A 15,626-nucleotide genomic window follows, 5' to 3' on the forward strand; every position below is an offset into this window, starting at 1 on the left:
CCGCGCCGGGCGACGTGCCGCCAACAGGCTGAGCCGCTGCGTGCCGGGCAGCGGCGCGCGAAAACAGCCGCTCAGCCTGTCGACGGGACACTGCGGGGCCGGGCCGCACACCGACCCGCCCGCGAAGGCTTGGTAGCGGGCGATGGGCCGCCGACAGGCTCAGTCGACGTCGCAGATGCCCAGGCACCGCAGGACGATAGCTCAGCCTGACGACGTCACGGGATGGGGCCTTCGGCCTGCGGAGACAGGGCCGGTCCGCTCTAACGCGGCGAGGTCCACCGGTGAGGCCGTGCCGCCAGCAGGCTCAGTCGTTCTACCCCCGGGCTCCGCTGCCTGCTGACCCCGCGCAGCCTGTGCGCGGCCCGCTCCCGATGGAATAGCAAGGCGCCGTGCGACGCTAGAGGTCGGCGAATGCGTCTCACGGTCGCGCCGGACCCTAGGCTGTATGCCGCACTGAGTTCGCGGATCCCGCATCGGACAGCAACGATGCCGCCGCCCTTGCGAAAGGAACCCTCCTCCACATGCTCCGCCGCACCACCGTGACCGCCGCCGCGCTGCTGGCCGCAGGCACGCTTCTCCTCGCCGGCTGCACCGGATCCACCGATCCGGCACCGTCCACCAGCGTCGGCGCCCCGAACCCTGACGCGAGCGTCAACATCCGCCTCGTGCTCGAACCGTCGAACCTCGACATCCGGCAGACGGCGGGCATCTCGCTCGATCAGACGCTCATCGACAACGTCTACCAAGGCCTCGTCGCCCGCACCGCGGAGGGCGAGATCGTCGACGCGCTCGCCAGCGCTCACGAGATCTCGGCAGACGGCCTGACCTACACCTTCACGTTGCGCGAGGGAGTCACCTTCCACGACGGCCAGGCCCTGACCCCGCAGGATGTCGTCTCGTCATTGACCACGCGGCAGGCCACTCCCGAGTGGGCGGACAGCGAACGACTCGCGAACGTGACCTCGGTCGCGGCTGACGGGCAGAAGATCATTCTGACTCTGTCGCAGCCCGATTCGTCACTGCTGTGGAATCTCACGGGCCGCGCGGGCATCATCCTCAAAGAGGGCGACACCGTCGACTACAACACCGCTGCCAATGGCACCGGCCCCTTCCGTCTCGCGAACTGGCGTCAGGGCGCCAGCCTGACACTCGAGCGCAACGACGCCTACTGGGGCGACGCGGCTCAGGTAGCCGACGTGACGTTCGACTTCATCCCCGACAACCAGGCCGCGATCAACGCGGCTCTGGCCGGCGAGATCGACGTCGTGGTCGGTTTCGACGCGAACCTCGCCGACCAGGTCGAGGGCGGCGGCGACTTCGTCGTCGAGACCGGCAGCGCGACGGACAAGAGCGTGCTCGCGATGAATTCCACCTCGGGGCCCCTGGCCGATGTCCGGGTGCGCGAAGCGATCCGAACCGCGATCGACCACGACGCCATCGTCGAGGCCGTCGGCGCAGGGCAGACACTGTACGGTCCGATCCCGGAGGCGGACCCCGGATACGAAGACCTGTCGGATGTCGTGTCGTACGACCCCGAGGCGGCCCGGGCACTGCTGAGCGAGGCCGGCGTCAGCGACCTCGCTCTGACTCTGACCATCCCGTCGGCCTACGGCACGACGCTCCCCCAGATCCTGGTCTCGAACTTCAATGACGTCGGGATCGACCTGAAGGTCAACCCCGTCGACTTCGGCACCTGGCTCAGCGACGTCTACACGAACAAGGACTACGAGCTCAGCGTCGTCAACCACGCAGAGCCGCGCGACTTCGAGAACTGGGCGAACCCCGACTACTACTTCACCTACGACAACGCCGAGGTGCAGGACCTGTACGCGCAGTCGCTGCTGGCAACGGACGAGCAGTCCGCGGACGACCTCCTGAAGAAGGCCGCGCGGATCGTGTCCGAGGATCACGCCGCCGATTGGCTCTACAACTGGGCTTCGGTGGTCGCGGTCGCCACGAACGTCTCGGGCATGCCCGTCGACAACGTGAACGCCCGCATCAACCTCGCCGAGATCGCCAAGAGCGACGGGTGATCCGCTACGCGCTGACGCGACTGGCCCTGCTGCTGCTGGGTCTGGTCGTCGCCAGCGTGCTGATCTTCGTGACATTGCGGGTACTTCCCGGCGACGTCGCCCAGCAGATCGCCGGCACCAACTCCACCCCCGAGCAGGTCGCCGCGCTTCGTGAGCGGCTCGGCCTCGACGTGCCGCTGCCGACGCAGTACCTCGACTGGGTGTCCGGGCTGCTGCGCGGCGACCTCGGCGCCTCGCTGGTGACCGGCTCGCCCGTCGCGGCGGAGCTCGCGGCGAAAGCTCAGGTCACCGTGCCACTCGGACTGATGTCGATGGTGGTGGCGCTGATCATCGCGCTTCCGTTCGGCGTCGTCGCGGCCTTCCGTCGCGGGCGCGTCGACGGCACGGCGCTCTCCTTCGGCGCGCAAGCGCTCGCCGCCGTGCCGGTCGTCTGGGCGGGGATGATGCTCGTCGTGGTGTTCGCGATCTGGCTCGGGTGGCTGCCCGCGCAGGGTTTCCCGCGCGACGGCTGGCGCGACCCGGCGCGGGCCTTCGCCGCGCTGGTCCTGCCCGCGATCACGATCGGGGTCGTGGAGGGCGCGATGCTGATGCGGTTCGTCCGCAGTGCGACCCTGTCGGCGATGGGTCAGGACTTCGTCCGCACGGCCGCCGCGAAGGGCCTTACCCGCCGAGCGGCGCTGCTTCGTCATGGACTTCCGACGGTCGGGCTGTCGATCATCAGCGTCCTCGGCCTTCAAGTCGCGGGTATCGTCGTGGGCGCGGTCGTGATCGAGCAGCTGTTCACCCTGCCGGGCATCGGGCGCATGCTCGTCGCGGATGTCGGACTGCGCGATCTGCCGAAGGTTCAGGGCGAGCTCCTGGCCCTCACGGCGGTCGTCCTGGTCGTCGGGTTCGTCGTCGACCTCGTGCACCGCAGCCTGGATCCGAGACAGCGGGAGGCCGTATGAACGCCCGGATGCCGTGGCTGCGCCGACTCTGGTCGCTTCCCGCCGGCCGCTTCGGACTCGTCGTCGTCGTCACCATCGGGGTCGTGGCCGCGGTGTCGCTCGTGTGGACCCCGTTCGACCCGCAGCGCGTCGACATCCCGGCGCGGTGGAGCCCGCCGAGCTGGCCGCATCTGCTCGGCACCGACGCCTCGGGCCGCGACATCCTCTCGCTGTTGATCGTGGGGGCGCGCACGACGGTCCTCGTCGCCGCCGGTGCCGGTGTCGTCGCGACGCTCATCGGTATCACGCTCGCCTGTCTCGGCGCGCTCACGGGCCGCTGGACCCGCGAGGTCGTCGCGGTACTCGTCGACATCCTGATCGCCTTCCCCGTGCTGTTGATCGCGATGATGATCTCGGCGGTGTGGGGTGGCTCGCTCTGGGTCGTCGTGATCTCCGTCGGCATCGGTTTCGGCGTCAACATCGCGCGCGTCACACGGCCGGAGCTGCGCCGCACGCTGCACAGCGACTTCGTGCTCGCGGCGCGCGCCAACGGTCTGACGCCCGGGCAGATCGCGGTGCGTCATCTGCTGCCCAACGTCGCTCCGGTCTTCATCGTCCAGCTGTCGTGGGGCATGGCCGTCGCGGTGCTCGCCGAGGCGGGCCTGAGCTATCTCGGGTTCGGCGCTCCCCCGACGCAGCCGTCGTGGGGCCTGCTGCTGAGCGAGCTGCAGAACTATCTGACGGCACATCCCCTGAGCGTCGTGTGGCCGGGCCTGGCGATCACCGTCACCGTGCTGGGTCTGAACCTCCTCGGCGACGGCCTGCGTGAGGCGACCGACCCGACGCTCGCCCGACGCCGATCGCCGGCTGCCTCGCACACCCCGGCGGTGGTCGCATGAGCCTCGAGGTCACCAGCCTGTCGATCGTGCTCGACGGCCGCCGCGTGGTCGACGATGTGTCATTCACCGTCGCCGACGGCGCCCGGGTCGGGCTCATCGGCGAGTCGGGCTCGGGCAAGTCCCTGACCGCCCTCGCGGTCCTCGGGCTGCTGCCCGACGGCGCCGAGGTCGACGGCAGCATCCGCTGGAACGGGCGGGAGCTGATCGGGCTGCCGGACCGCGAGCTCGCCGCGGTGCGCGGCGCAGAGATCGGCATCGTCTTCCAGGAGCCGCAGACCGCCCTCAATCCCCTGAGGACCGTGGGGCGGCAGATCGCGGAGCCGCTGCGCATCCACCGCCGCGCCGGCCGCCGTGAGGCCCTCGCACGGGCTCAGGCAGACGTTGATCGGGTGAGGCTCCCCGAGGGCGCACTGCGCCGCTACCCGCATCAGCTCTCCGGAGGTCAGCGCCAGCGGGTCGCGATCGCCATGGCGCTCGCCGCCCGCCCGCAGCTTCTCATCGCCGACGAGCCGACGACGGCGCTCGACGTGACGATCCAGGCCGAGATCCTGTCACTCCTGGGAGAACTGGTCGAGAACGACGGGATGTCGTTGCTGTTCATCACGCACGACCTGGCGGTGCTGTCGCAGGTCGCGACGGGGGCCGTCGTGCTCGAACGCGGGCGCGTCGTCGAGACGGGCACGGTCGCCGATCTGCTCACCGCTCCGCAGTCGGAGGTCACCCGCGGCCTGCTGCGCGACGCCACGGCCACGGTGTGGCGTCCGGAGGGAGACGCATGACCGGCGAGTCGCTCATCTCGGCACGCGGCCTGAGCAAGCACTACCGGGTGCGCCACGGCGGTGCGGGGGCGCCGCGTCGCGAGACCGTCGCGCTCGATGATGTCGACGTCGACGTGCGAGCGGGCTCAGCGTTCGGCATCATCGGCGAGTCGGGGTCCGGCAAGTCGACCCTCGTCCGGCTTCTTCTCGGCCTCGACACGCCGTCGTCCGGCACGGTCACGATCGACGGCCGCGCCGTCGACGCCCGTGCGTCGGCACGCAGCCTGCACTGGCTCCGCCGTCGCACCGGCATCGTCTTCCAGGACCCGTACGCCTCGCTCGATCCCCGCATGAGCGTGGGCCGTATCGTCGCCGAACCGCTGTGGGCGCTCGACGTCCCGGGCGACCGACGCGCCCGCGTACACGAGGTGCTGTCGGACGTCGGGTTGGATGCGGACGCAGCGGACCGCTACCCGCACGAGTTCTCGGGCGGCCAGCGCCAGCGCATCGCCCTCGCGCGCGCGATCGCGCATCGCCCCGAGATCCTGGTCGGCGACGAACCGCTGTCGGCCCTCGACGTGACCGTCCGCGCGCAGATCCTCGACGTCCTGCGCCGCCTGCGAGCAGAACAGGGGATGACGCTGCTGCTGGTCTCGCACGACATCGGCGTCGTGCAGAACCTCTGCGACGAGGTCGTCGTGATGACCGAGGGGCGCATCGTCGAGGAGGGGCCGACCGAGAAGGTGCTGCTGCAGCCGCAGGCCGCGTACACGCGCCGCCTGCTCGCCTCGGTACCGGTGATCGATCCGCATCGCACACAGGACTGAGGATCCGCGCTCGCGCCGTGACCGATGTCGGCGGCCGCCGCTACCGTAAGGCCATGCGCGCGATCATTCCCCCCTATCTCCTCGCCCGCGTCGCCTCAGCCCGCGAGCCGCACCTCGCGCGTGCAGCGGTCGCCGCACGGACGACCCTCGCGGCACGCCCGTCGGACCTCGCCGGACGGTCGCAACTGCGGCTCTCCGTCGAGCCGGGCGGCACCCTCGTCGCCGAACGCATCGCGGTGGTCGAGCGTGCCGTGTCCGACGCGCAGAACCGCGAGGAGCTCCCGGGAATCCTCGTCCGCCGCGAAGACGATCCCCCCACCGGCGACCGCGGGGCCGACGAGGCCTTCGACGGACTCGGTGCCACCTTCACCTTCTTCCGCGACGCGTTCGGCCGTGATTCGATCGACGGGCGCGGCGGCGTGCTCGCGGCCACCGTCCACTACGGCGAGGCCTACGACAACGCGTTCTGGAACGGCGAGCGCATGGTCTTCGGCGACGGAGACGGAGAGGTGTTCACCGGGTTCACCGGATCACTGACCGTCATCGCCCATGAGCTGGCTCACGGCGTCACCGAGTTCTCGGGAGGGCTCACTTATGCGGGGCAATCGGGCGCCCTCAACGAGTCGCTGTCCGATGTGTTCGGCGCACTCACCGAACAGCACCTGCTCGGACAGAATGCCGAGCAGGCGTCGTGGCTGATCGGCGCGGGGATCTTCACGGATGCCGTCCAGGGTCGCGCCCTCCGGTCACTGGCCGCACCGGGGTCGGCCTACGACGACGACGTGCTCGGACGCGACCCGCAGCCGGGCCACATGCGCGACTACGTCGACACGACGAACGACAACGGGGGTGTCCACATCAACTCGGGGATCCCCAACCGGGCGTTCCACCTCGTGGCGACCCGGCTCGGCGGATATGCCTGGGAGCGAGCAGGTCTCATCTGGTACCGCACGCTGACGTCGCGCACCCTCTCCCCCGAGGCCGACTTCGTCACGTTCGCGCGCGCCACCGTCGACACCGCCACCGACGAGTACGGTGAGGGATCGGAGGAGGTCGCCGCGGTTCGTGCCGGATGGCGCGGCGTCGGCGTGTGGGAGGATGCCTGACACCGAAGGCGGCACATCGAGTCCGCTGCGCATCGTGGTCGAACGCAGCGGCGGGTTCGCGGGGCTGACACGGACCTGGCGGGTCGAGCCGAGCGACGCGGAACGCGGTCTGTGGCTCGAGCTGGTCCGGCGCTGCCCCTGGGACGAGCCGGCACCGTCCGCGTCAGCTCCGGGAGCCGACCGATTCCGCTGGCACATCGTCGTCTCCGACAGCGAGGCCACGCACCAGGCGGACCTCGCCGACGACCTCACGTCGCCGTGGCGGTCGCTGGTCGACGCGGTACGGTCGGGGCAACCGCCCGAGCCCGAAGACCGTCAATCCCCCGGCCCCTCGTGACCGCTCAGCCGGACTTCGGGGCGAAGAGCCCGCGGAGACCCTTCCTCGGCTGTTCGAGAGACTTCTGCAGGTAGATCGTGCCGAGCCACCGGCCGAACTTGTGACCCACGCGCCCCATCCGGCCGACCTCGACGAACCCGAACCGCTCGTGCAGGGCGACGGAGGCTTCGGCGCCCTTGTCGCTCACGACGGCGACGATCTCGCGCAGACCCAGCTCACGGCACGCTTCGATGAGGGCTTCGAGCAGCGCACGCCCCAGCCCCTTGCCGGTCGCGGCTTGGCCGAGATAGATCGAGGTCTCGGCGGTGTACCGGAACCCGGTCTTCCCATTCCACGGCGACGCGAGGGCGTACCCCAGGATCTGCCCGGTCGGCGACACCGCGACGAGGAACGGCAGCGTGAGCTTCGTCAGGTAGTCGTACTTCTGGCGCCATTGCGCCAGCGACCATCGCTTCTCATCGAAGGTCACGACCGAGTTGGTCACGTAGTAGTTGTAGATCTCGCGGATATCGGGAAGATCATCGGGCCGCACCGGACGGATCTCGTACGAGAAAGGCCGTTCCGGTTCAGCCGGGCGACGCAGGTGCCGCGGAAGGCGGCGGCGATCGCGATTGGAGTCCTCCTCGAGCATGCAGCAACTCTACGGGCCGCACGTTTCACGCCGATGACGACGGCGGATCAGGCCTCCGGGATGCGCCAGTCGATCGGTGCACCGCCGCGCTCCACGAGCAACTCGTTCGCGCGTGAGAACGGTCGCGAGCCGAAGAAGCCGCGGCTCGCGGAGAGCGGTGAGGGATGAGGCGATGCGACGATCGCGGTGTCGCCGAGGAGCGGACGCAGAGTCGCGGCATCCTTCCCCCACAGAATCGCGACGAGCGGCTGCTCGCGGGCCGCGAGAGCGCGGATCGCGTGCTCGGTGACGCGTTCCCACCCCCAGCCGCGGTGCGAAGCGGGCGCGCCGGGTGCGACGGTCAGCACCCGGTTCAGCAGGAGAACGCCCTGGTCGCTCCACGCAGACAGTTCGCCGTGCGACGCGGGCGGGATGCCGAGGTCGGATTCGAGTTCTCGGTAGATGTTGCCGAGGCTGCGCGGCAGCGGACGCACATGCGCGTCGACCGCGAATGAGAGACCGATCGGATGCCCGGGAGTCGGATAAGGATCCTGGCCGACGATCAGGACGCGGACGTCAGCCATCGGCCGGCGGAAGGCGCGCAGCACGTGGTCGCCCGCCGGCAGGTAGCCGCGACCCGAGGCGGTCTCCGCGCGTAACCGGTCGCCCAGCGCAGCGATGTCGCCGGCGACCGGCTGCAGCGCCTCAGCCCAGTCGCGAGCCATCGAGCCGTCGGCGGCCAGGTCGGTGAGGGAGCGAGGCGTCACTATCCCAGGGTAGGCCGGGGGCGGCGGTATGCTCGCCCCGTGTCGACGACGCTGCGAACCTCCGCCCTGGGCGTCACCGCGGGCCTGATCGGGTGGTTCATCCTGGTCGAGATCGTCAGCGGCATCCTGCAGGGCTACTACGTCCCGCTCTTCAGCGATATCGTCACCGAGCTCGGGATCCACGACTCCGACGTCAACTGGTTCGAAGCCGCCCAGCTGCTGCTGTCGGCCCTCGTCGTCCCGGTGCTCGCCAAGCTCGGCGACATGTACGGGCACAAGCGGATCCTGCTGATCGCCGCGGTCCTGACGGCCGGCGCGACCTGGTGGCTGGCGTTCGCGGCATCCTTCTGGACCTTCCTCATCGCCTGGGCTCTGCAGGGGTTCTACGTCGTGTGGCTCCCCCTCGAGATCGCGCTCATCTTCGAGCGCGGCAGACAGCAGAGCCGCGGCGTATCGCTCACCCGCCGGGCCGCGGGGCTTCTCGTGGTCGGGCTGCAGGCAGGCGCCATCGTGGGCGCGCTGGCTGCCGGACGGATCTACGCGGCGACGGCCGGTGACATGACGCTCACCCTCATCGTTCCCGCCGTGGCCGTGACCCTCGTCGCCGTCGTCATCTGGCTCTGGGTGCCGGAGTCGACGCCGGAACCGGGCAGGCGTCGTCTGGACTCGCGCGGGTTCGTCCTCCTCGCCTTCGCGCTCCTGCTCGTCACCAGTGCGCTGACCTTCCTCCGTCTGAACGGTCCCGGGGCGCTGTGGGTGTGGGCGCTCCTGCTGGCGGGGATCGTGGGCTTCGTGCTCTTCGGGCGCTTCGAACTGCGTCAGCCTGACCCCGCGGTCGACGTCAGGATGCTCGCACGACCCGAGATGTGGCCGGTGCAAGCGACCGCGTTCCTCGTCGGTATCAGCCTTCTCGGGGCGCAGGGGCCGCTGTCGACCTACGCCGGCACCGATCCGTCGCTCGGCTACGGCCTCGGGCTCGACGCGACCGACCGGTCGAACGTCATCGGTGTCTACCTCGTGTCACTCATCGTGGGTGCCGTCCTGTTCGCGGTGACGTCGCGGCGGGCGAGCCCGCGGATCGTGCTCATCGTCGCGGCCCTGCTCGTCGGTGTCGGCTACGCCCTCTTCCTGCCGTTCCACCGCGAGCTCTGGCAGGTGCTGCTGAACCTCGGTGTCGCAGGTCTCGGCTGCGGCGCGCTGGTCGGTGCCATGCCTGCCGCGGCTGCCGCCGCCGCTCCACGCGGGCAGACCGGTGTGGGTTCGGCCATGACCAACACGACCAAGACCATCGGCGGGACGTTGTCGTCGGCGGTCTTCGGCGTCGTGCTCGCCGCCGGGGCAGGCGTCGTCGCGAGCGAGACCGCAGCGTCGCTCGGCGGCTATCTCACGGTGTGGGCCATCTGCGCCGCCGGCGGCTTCGTCGCAGCCGTTCTGTTGTTCATGGTGCCGAGAGTCGCGTTCGCCGATGCCGACGAGTCGCCGGCTGCGCCATCGGCGGACGAGTCGGACGAGGCGGTGGCTCAGCCGCGAGGATGAGCCGGTCCGCGCGCCACGCGCCGCGACATGTGTCAGGACATCACGCCTCGGCCGATCGCGGACGCAGGGGTCCCCGCGCGAGCAGGTGCTGTGCGGACTGCGCGACGGGACGCATCGTCACGAGGTCGAGGTTGACGTGCCCGGGGGCGTTCAGCGCGTAGGCGATGACATCGGCCACATCGGCGGCGACGAGCGGCTGCTCGACGCCCTCGTACAGGCGGTCGGCCGCCTCGTGATCGCCGCCGAGACGATTCAGCGTGAACTCCTCGGTACGCACCATGCCGGGGGCGATCTCGACCACGCGGATGGGCTCGCCGTTCAGCTCCAGTCGGAGCGCGTGGACGAGCATCGACTCTCCCGCCTTCGCGGCGTTGTAACCGGCACCGCCGGGGTACGCGGTCTGGGCTGCGGTCGAGGTGACGTAGACGGTGTCGGCGTGACCGCCGCCGGCTGCCACCCCTCGCCGCAGCAGAGGAAGGAGCGCAGCCGTCAGCCGTTGCGCCGACAGGACGTTCGCCTCGAACATCCACTGCCAGTCCTCGGGCGCGCCGTCTTCGACGCGGTCGGTGCCGCGGGCTCCACCGGCGACGTGGACGAGGGCGTGGAGGTCACCCGAGGCTGCGAGGTGCTCGGTGAGCGCCGCGACATCCGCCTCGCTCGTCAGATCGGCGGCGAACGATGCTGAGCCGACCTCGGCATCGAGCGCCTCGAGGCGGTCGGCTCGGCGCGCGACCCCCACCACATCCCAACCGGAGGTGCGCAGCGCGCGGACGACCGCCTCGCCGATTCCCGAGCTGGCACCGGTGACCACTGCACGTCGCGTCATCCCTCCACCGTAGCCGCCAGATTACGCAGCGTGTCCCGTGCGTTGTCGGGCACAGCCGGTGCCCGTACGCTCGACCCAGGCCGGCGACCGTCGCCGCTTTCCGACCCGATGGAGCCACGCATGTCCGCACCCGAGAACTGGCGCTTCGAGACGAAGCAGATCCACACCGGGGCCGCGCCCGACCCGGTCACGAAGGCACGCGCGACGCCGATCTACCAGACGACCTCGTACGTCTTCGACAACTCCGACCACGCCGCGAACCTCTTCTCTCTGGCCGAGTTCGGCAACATCTACACGCGCATCCAGAACCCCACGCAGGATGTCGTCGAGCAGCGCCTCGCCGCGCTCGAGGGCGGCACCGCCGCACTCCTGGTCGCATCGGGTCAGGCGGCCGAGACCTTCGCGATCCTCAACATCGCCGAGGCGGGAGATCACTTCGTCGCCTCGAGCTCGATCTACGGCGGCACCTACAACCTGTTCAAGTACACGCTCGCCAAGCTCGGCATCGAGGTCACGTTCGTCGAGAACCAGGACGACCTCGACGAGTGGCGCCGCGCGGTACGGCCCAACACGAAGCTCTTCTTCGCCGAGACGATCGGCAACCCGCAGATCAACGTCCTCGACATCCGCGGTGTCTCCGACGTCGCCCACGAGGCCGGCGTACCGCTCATCGTCGACAACACGATCGCGACCCCGTACCTCATCCGCCCCTTCGAGCACGGAGCCGACATCGTGGTCCACTCCGCGACGAAGTTCCTCGGCGGCCACGGCACGGTCATCGGCGGCGTCATCGTCGACGGCGGCAGCTTCCCCTGGTCCGAGCACTCCGAGCGCTTCCCGGGACTGACGACGCCCGACCCCTCGTATCACGGCGCCGTCTACACGCAGGCTGTCGGCGACGGCCTCGCCTATGTCATCAAGGCCCGCGTGCAGCTGCTGCGCGACCTCGGCGCCGCGATCTCGCCGCAGAGCGCCTGGCTGCTCATTCAGGGCATCGAGACGCTCTCGCTGCGCATCGAGCGTCACGTGCAGAACGCGCAGGAGATCGCCGAATGGCTCGAGAACCACGATGACATCGCGTCGGTGAACTACTCCGGTCTGCCGACCTCGCCGTGGTACGCCGCAGCCAACCGCTACGCGCCCAAGGGCGTCGGCGCCGTGCTGTCTTTCGAGCTGAAGGGCGGCGTGGCCGCCGGCCGCGCGTTCGTCGACTCGCTGCAGCTGTTCAGCCACCTGGCGAACATCGGCGACGTGCGTTCGCTGGTCATCCACCCCGCGTCGACGACCCACTCGCAGCTCACCCCGGAGCAGCAGCTCACGACGGGTGTCACCCCCGGGCTCGTCCGTCTGTCCGTCGGTCTCGAGAACATCGACGACCTCAAGGCCGACCTCGAGCAGGCCCTCGCGGCCGCGCGCGACGTCGTCGAGGCAGCGCGCGCCTGATCGTTCCTCCTCAGAACGACCGGATGCCCCGGCCCACCGTCATGGGTGGGGCCGGGGCATCCGTCGTCTGCGGCGTCGTCAGTCGGCGTCGGACGCCGTCGTGATCTGCTCGCCCTGAACCTGCTCGCGGTCGTTCTTCGCCTTGTCGCCGCGGGTCTTGCGCAGACTGGCGATGGTGGCGACGGCGACGGTGGCCGCGATGAACAGCAGCGAGAACCAGATGGGGATCTCGGGGACCCACAACAGGGGCTCGCCGCCGTTGATGAAGGGCAGCTCGTTGACGTGGAGCGCGTGGAAGACGAGCTTCACACCGATGAAGGCCAGGATGACGGCCAGGCCCTGCGCGAGGTAGACCAGACGTTCGAGCAGGCCGCCGATGAGGAAGAACAGCTGACGCAGACCCATCAGAGCGAAGGCGTTCGCCGTGAACACGATGTAAGCCTCGTTGGTCAGGCCGTAGATGGCGGGGATCGAGTCGACCGCGAAGACCAGGTCGATGAAGCCGATCGCGATGATGACCAGGAGCATCGGCGTGACGAAGCGCTTGCCGTCCTTGCGGACGGTCAGCTTGTCGCCGTTGTACTCGTCGGTCACGGGGAGGTGACGACGGACGAAGCGCATGAACTTGCCGTTCGCCGGGTCGGAGTCGCCGTGGGAGAACGCCTGACGGTACGCGAGGAAGAGCAGCAGCGCGCCGAAGATGTAAAAGATCCACGAGAAGTTGTCGATGAGGGCCGCACCGATGGCGATGAACGCGCCGCGCATGATGAGCGCGATCACGATGCCGATCATCAGCACCTTCTGCTGGTACTTCTTGGGAACGGCGAAGCCGGTCATGATGATGAGGAAGACGAAGAGGTTGTCGATCGACAGCGCCTTCTCGGTCAGGTAGCCCGCGAAGTACTCGCCCGCGAACACCCAGCCCCAGCCCGGCACGAACCCGATGACCACGCCGAAGATGAGGGCGAGGCCGATGTAGAACGCCGACCAGCGCGCCGATTCGGCGATCGTCGGCTCGTGCGGAGTGCGCACGTGCGCGAAGAACTCGTACACGAAGAAGGCGATGGTCACCGCGATGGTGATGATCCATACGAGCGGAGTGATGTCCACGAAGGCTCCAAGGGGTCGACAGTAGCGAACGGCCAGGTCTCCTTCATCCCCGGAGGGACCGGCGTCCCGGGATCCGACGTCGGATCCGTAATGACGAGAGCGCCGCAGGTGGAAGTACTCCCCTTGCTTCGCGGTATCTTACGCGACGATGGTGACGCTCAGCGCATCTACGCTGAAGCGATGGACGCAGGGACCTCTCGTCGCTACCATGCCTTCGCCGACTGGGCCCGGGGCAGCTCGCCCACCTATGCCGAATGGGCCGAGGGGATCGCCGGCGACGACGAGCTGACCGAGCGGATCTCGCGACTCGGCGAACGTCGTGGCCAGCCGAACCTCGTCTTCGCCGCGGCGCGCTGGGCCGGGTGCGGGCTCGAACCGTTCGCCGTCTGGCGAGACAGGCTGCTCGCGGAGTGGGATCGCGTGGCGGCCATCACCGCGGAGCGCCGTACGCAGACGAACGAGGTCGGTCGCTGCGCCACGCTCCTACCGCCCCTCTCGCACATCGAGGGTCCGATCGCCCTGCTCGAGACCGGCACCGCCGCAGGCCTCTGCCTCTACCCCGACCGGTACGCGTACGAGTACTCGTCAGCCGAGGAAGGTCCGCTTCGGACGATCGTCCCCGAGCGACCGGATGCCGCCGCGCTCCCCATGCTGCGCTGCCGCGTCGACGACCCCGGTGCCATCCCCGAGACCATCCCCGACATCGTCTGGCGGGCCGGCATCGACCTCGCCCCGATCGACGTGGGCGATGCCGACGCCGTCGCCTGGCTCGAGACCCTCATCTGGCCGGGTCCCGTGCACGACGAACGCATCGAGCGCCTCCGCGCCGCTGTCGACGTGGCTCGGTCCGACCCGCCGCGCATCGTCCCCGGCGACATCCTCGACCGCCTCCCCGAGGTCGCCGCTGAGAGCCCTCCCGACGCGACGCTCGTGGTGTTCCACAGCGCTGTGCTCCTGTACCTCGACGCTGCCGAGCGTCGCCGCTTCGCCGACCTCGTGAGCACTCTCGGGGCGAGGGTGAACCGCCGGGTCGTCTGGATCTCGAACGAGACCGCCGGCACCCTGCCGGAGATCGACGGGCGGATGCCGCAGGGCGTCGACGCCACGGGGAGTTTCATCCAGACCGTCGACGGGATGCCGGTCGCGCTCGCGGGCCAGCACGGCGCGACCTACGAGGTATCAGCGCTCCGGTCGTGACGTAACACGCGAGCAGCGCGCGCCCTCACCCGGGAGAATGGCCGACATGGACTGGCAGACCTCCGAAGACACGGTGCCGAGCGCGCCGATCACGGAGGCCGATGCGCGCCTGTTGCGCGGACGGCCGCCCGCCACGGGCGCGTGGCGCGACGGCGACCCTGTCGGACACCGGAGCTTCGGCGCCTTCGGTCCGCTCGTCACCGAGAGCGGCGAGCAGCTGCCGAGCTTCCGCCTCGCCTACGAGACCTGGGGCGAGCTGTCTCCCGAGCGCGACAACGCCGTGCTCGTGCTCCACGCCCTCACCGGCGACAGCCATCTGCGCGGCGACGCGGGTCCCGGACACCCGACGGCCGGCTGGTGGGAGGACATCGTCGGTCCCGGCCTGGCGATCGACACCGATCGCTGGTTCGTCGTCGCCCCGAACATGCTGGGCGGCTGCCAGGGCTCGACGGGCCCCTCCTCGATCTCGTCCGACGGCTACGAATGGGCGGCGAGGTTCCCCTACCTCACGATCCGCGATCAGGTCGTCGCGCAGGTGCGGCTGGCCGACGCCCTCGGAATCGAGGTGTGGGCGGCGGTCGTCGGCGGATCGATGGGCGGAATGCACGCGCTCGAGTGGGGCGTCGGTCACCCCGACCGCCTGGACCGACTCGCGATCCTTGCCGCGCCGCCCGTCAACACCGCCGACCAGATCGCACTGAACTCGGTCCAGCTCGAAGCCATCCGCATCGACCCCCGGTTCCAGGACGGCGAGTACTACGACGCGGCCGACGGCGACGGCCCGCACCGCGGCCTCGCGCTCGCGCGCCGGATGGCGCTGCTGAACTACCGCAGTCCGACCGAGCTGAACCTGCGCTTCCAGCGCACCTGGCAGTCGGGCAAGAGCCCCCTGGGTCTGGGCGGGCGCTTCGCGGTGGAGAGCTACCTCGACTTCCACGGCAACAAGTTCACGCGACGCTTCGACGCCAACAGCTACATCACCCTCGTCGAGGCGATGAACTCACACGACGTCGGCCGAGACCGCGGCGGCGTCGACGACGCTCTGTCACGCGTGACGGCGCGCACGCTCGTGCTCGGCATCGATTCCGATCGACTGTTCCCGGTCGAGGGGCAGCACCGCATCGCACGCGGCATCCGATCGACGATCGACGACGCGGCGGTGGTGATCTCGAGTGATTTCGGGCACGACGCCTTCCTCATCGAGACGCCGACCGTCGGCGCTCACCTGCGACGGCTGCTCGAGGGCTGACG

The 15,626-nt window shown here is 69.7% G+C and carries 15 protein-coding genes; 11 read left to right on the forward strand and 4 right to left on the reverse strand.

The features are described 5' to 3' along the window. The first annotated feature begins 521 nt into the window (after window positions 1-521). From QUC20_RS11680 to QUC20_RS11710, 7 genes are read left to right on the forward strand one after another with little or no spacing between them, the layout of a single operon-like run. Window positions 522-2,033, forward strand: a complete 1,512-nt coding sequence (locus QUC20_RS11680; RefSeq protein WP_289329974.1) for an ABC transporter substrate-binding protein — start codon at window positions 522-524, stop codon at window positions 2,031-2,033. Further along, a complete protein-coding gene (locus tag QUC20_RS11685; RefSeq protein ID WP_289329975.1) occupies window positions 2,030-2,980 on the forward strand; it encodes an ABC transporter permease in 951 nt (316 codons plus the stop codon). The genes QUC20_RS11680 and QUC20_RS11685 overlap by 4 nt, the downstream gene beginning before the upstream one ends. A gap of 8 nt (window positions 2,981-2,988) precedes the next feature. Further along, the gene (locus tag QUC20_RS11690; protein ID WP_183045401.1) at window positions 2,989-3,858 is read left to right on the forward strand and encodes an ABC transporter permease; all 870 of its coding nucleotides are present in this window, start codon (window positions 2,989-2,991) and stop codon (window positions 3,856-3,858) included. Further along, window positions 3,855-4,637 carry an ATP-binding cassette domain-containing protein gene (locus tag QUC20_RS11695; RefSeq protein ID WP_289329976.1) on the forward strand — a complete coding sequence of 261 codons (783 nt, stop codon included), beginning with the start codon at window positions 3,855-3,857 and terminating at the stop codon, window positions 4,635-4,637. Before QUC20_RS11690 ends, QUC20_RS11695 begins: the two co-directional genes overlap by 4 nt. Beyond that, a complete protein-coding gene (locus QUC20_RS11700; protein WP_289329977.1) occupies window positions 4,634-5,443 on the forward strand; it encodes an ABC transporter ATP-binding protein in 810 nt (269 codons plus the stop codon). Before QUC20_RS11695 ends, QUC20_RS11700 begins: the two co-directional genes overlap by 4 nt. A gap of 53 nt (window positions 5,444-5,496) precedes the next feature. Next, on the forward strand, window positions 5,497-6,549 hold the full coding sequence (locus QUC20_RS11705) for a M4 family metallopeptidase (protein ID WP_289329978.1): 1,053 nt from the start codon (window positions 5,497-5,499) through the stop codon (window positions 6,547-6,549). Next, entirely contained in the window at window positions 6,542-6,886 is a 345-nt protein-coding gene (locus QUC20_RS11710) for a protealysin inhibitor emfourin (protein ID WP_289329979.1), read from the forward strand. The genes QUC20_RS11705 and QUC20_RS11710 overlap by 8 nt, the downstream gene beginning before the upstream one ends. A gap of 4 nt (window positions 6,887-6,890) precedes the next feature. Here QUC20_RS11710 and QUC20_RS11715 read toward each other — a convergent pair whose 3' ends face one another. Together QUC20_RS11715 and QUC20_RS11720 are read right to left on the reverse strand one after the other, a co-directional pair. Beyond that, window positions 6,891-7,517, reverse strand: a complete 627-nt coding sequence (locus QUC20_RS11715) for a GNAT family N-acetyltransferase (RefSeq protein ID WP_289329980.1) — start codon at window positions 7,515-7,517, stop codon at window positions 6,891-6,893. Between the two features lie 47 nt (window positions 7,518-7,564). After that, entirely contained in the window at window positions 7,565-8,221 is a 657-nt protein-coding gene (locus tag QUC20_RS11720) for a uracil-DNA glycosylase (RefSeq protein ID WP_289331517.1), read from the reverse strand. An 81-nt stretch (window positions 8,222-8,302) separates the two neighbouring features. Here QUC20_RS11720 and QUC20_RS11725 point away from each other — a divergent pair, with 81 nt between their 5' ends. Next, window positions 8,303-9,799, forward strand: coding sequence for an MFS transporter (locus QUC20_RS11725; protein ID WP_289329981.1), 1,497 nt, complete (start codon window positions 8,303-8,305; stop codon window positions 9,797-9,799). Window positions 9,800-9,839: 40 nt separating this feature from the next. Here the strand turns inward: QUC20_RS11725 and QUC20_RS11730 are convergent, their stop codons facing one another. Next, window positions 9,840-10,625 carry an SDR family oxidoreductase gene (locus tag QUC20_RS11730; protein ID WP_289329982.1) on the reverse strand — a complete coding sequence of 262 codons (786 nt, stop codon included), beginning with the start codon at window positions 10,623-10,625 and terminating at the stop codon, window positions 9,840-9,842. A 120-nt stretch (window positions 10,626-10,745) separates the two neighbouring features. On the opposite strand from QUC20_RS11730, the gene QUC20_RS11735 reads away from it, so the two are divergent. Continuing rightward, entirely contained in the window at window positions 10,746-12,068 is a 1,323-nt protein-coding gene (locus QUC20_RS11735) for a bifunctional o-acetylhomoserine/o-acetylserine sulfhydrylase (protein WP_289329983.1), read from the forward strand. Window positions 12,069-12,146: 78 nt separating this feature from the next. Here the strand turns inward: QUC20_RS11735 and QUC20_RS11740 are convergent, their stop codons facing one another. Further along, complete coding sequence (locus QUC20_RS11740) at window positions 12,147-13,178, reverse strand: TerC family protein (protein ID WP_289329984.1); 1,032 nt, start codon at window positions 13,176-13,178, stop codon at window positions 12,147-12,149. Between the two features lie 180 nt (window positions 13,179-13,358). On the opposite strand from QUC20_RS11740, the gene QUC20_RS11745 reads away from it, so the two are divergent. Next, window positions 13,359-14,375: a DUF2332 domain-containing protein gene (locus tag QUC20_RS11745; protein ID WP_289329985.1), complete on the forward strand. Its 1,017-nt coding sequence runs from the start codon at window positions 13,359-13,361 to the stop codon at window positions 14,373-14,375. A gap of 46 nt (window positions 14,376-14,421) precedes the next feature. Further along, window positions 14,422-15,624 carry a homoserine O-acetyltransferase MetX gene (gene metX, locus QUC20_RS11750; RefSeq protein ID WP_289329986.1) on the forward strand — a complete coding sequence of 401 codons (1,203 nt, stop codon included), beginning with the start codon at window positions 14,422-14,424 and terminating at the stop codon, window positions 15,622-15,624. Window positions 15,625-15,626 lie beyond the last annotated feature (2 nt).

Origin of the sequence: Microbacterium arborescens (assembly GCF_030369635.1) — a bacterium.
GTDB lineage: Bacteria > Actinomycetota > Actinomycetes > Actinomycetales > Microbacteriaceae > Microbacterium.

Bases quoted from the DNA above. Each gene is read 5' to 3' on its own strand.
- QUC20_RS11700 (WP_289329977.1), top strand. From the start codon at position 4,634: ATGACCGGCGAGTCGCTCATCTCGGCACGCGGCCTGAGCAAGCACTAC.
- QUC20_RS11720 (WP_289331517.1), bottom strand. From the start codon at position 8,221: ATGGCTCGCGACTGGGCTGAGGCGCTGCAGCCGGTCGCCGGCGACATC.
- QUC20_RS11730 (WP_289329982.1), bottom strand. From the start codon at position 10,625: ATGACGCGACGTGCAGTGGTCACCGGTGCCAGCTCGGGAATCGGCGAG.
- metX (WP_289329986.1), top strand. From the start codon at position 14,422: ATGGACTGGCAGACCTCCGAAGACACGGTGCCGAGCGCGCCGATCACG.
- QUC20_RS11745 (WP_289329985.1), top strand. From the start codon at position 13,359: ATGGACGCAGGGACCTCTCGTCGCTACCATGCCTTCGCCGACTGGGCC.
- QUC20_RS11705 (WP_289329978.1), top strand. From the start codon at position 5,497: ATGCGCGCGATCATTCCCCCCTATCTCCTCGCCCGCGTCGCCTCAGCC.
- QUC20_RS11695 (WP_289329976.1), top strand. From the start codon at position 3,855: ATGAGCCTCGAGGTCACCAGCCTGTCGATCGTGCTCGACGGCCGCCGC.
- QUC20_RS11715 (WP_289329980.1), bottom strand. From the start codon at position 7,517: ATGCTCGAGGAGGACTCCAATCGCGATCGCCGCCGCCTTCCGCGGCAC.
- QUC20_RS11735 (WP_289329983.1), top strand. From the start codon at position 10,746: ATGTCCGCACCCGAGAACTGGCGCTTCGAGACGAAGCAGATCCACACC.
- QUC20_RS11680 (WP_289329974.1), top strand. From the start codon at position 522: ATGCTCCGCCGCACCACCGTGACCGCCGCCGCGCTGCTGGCCGCAGGC.
- QUC20_RS11690 (WP_183045401.1), top strand. From the start codon at position 2,989: ATGCCGTGGCTGCGCCGACTCTGGTCGCTTCCCGCCGGCCGCTTCGGA.
- QUC20_RS11710 (WP_289329979.1), top strand. From the start codon at position 6,542: ATGCCTGACACCGAAGGCGGCACATCGAGTCCGCTGCGCATCGTGGTC.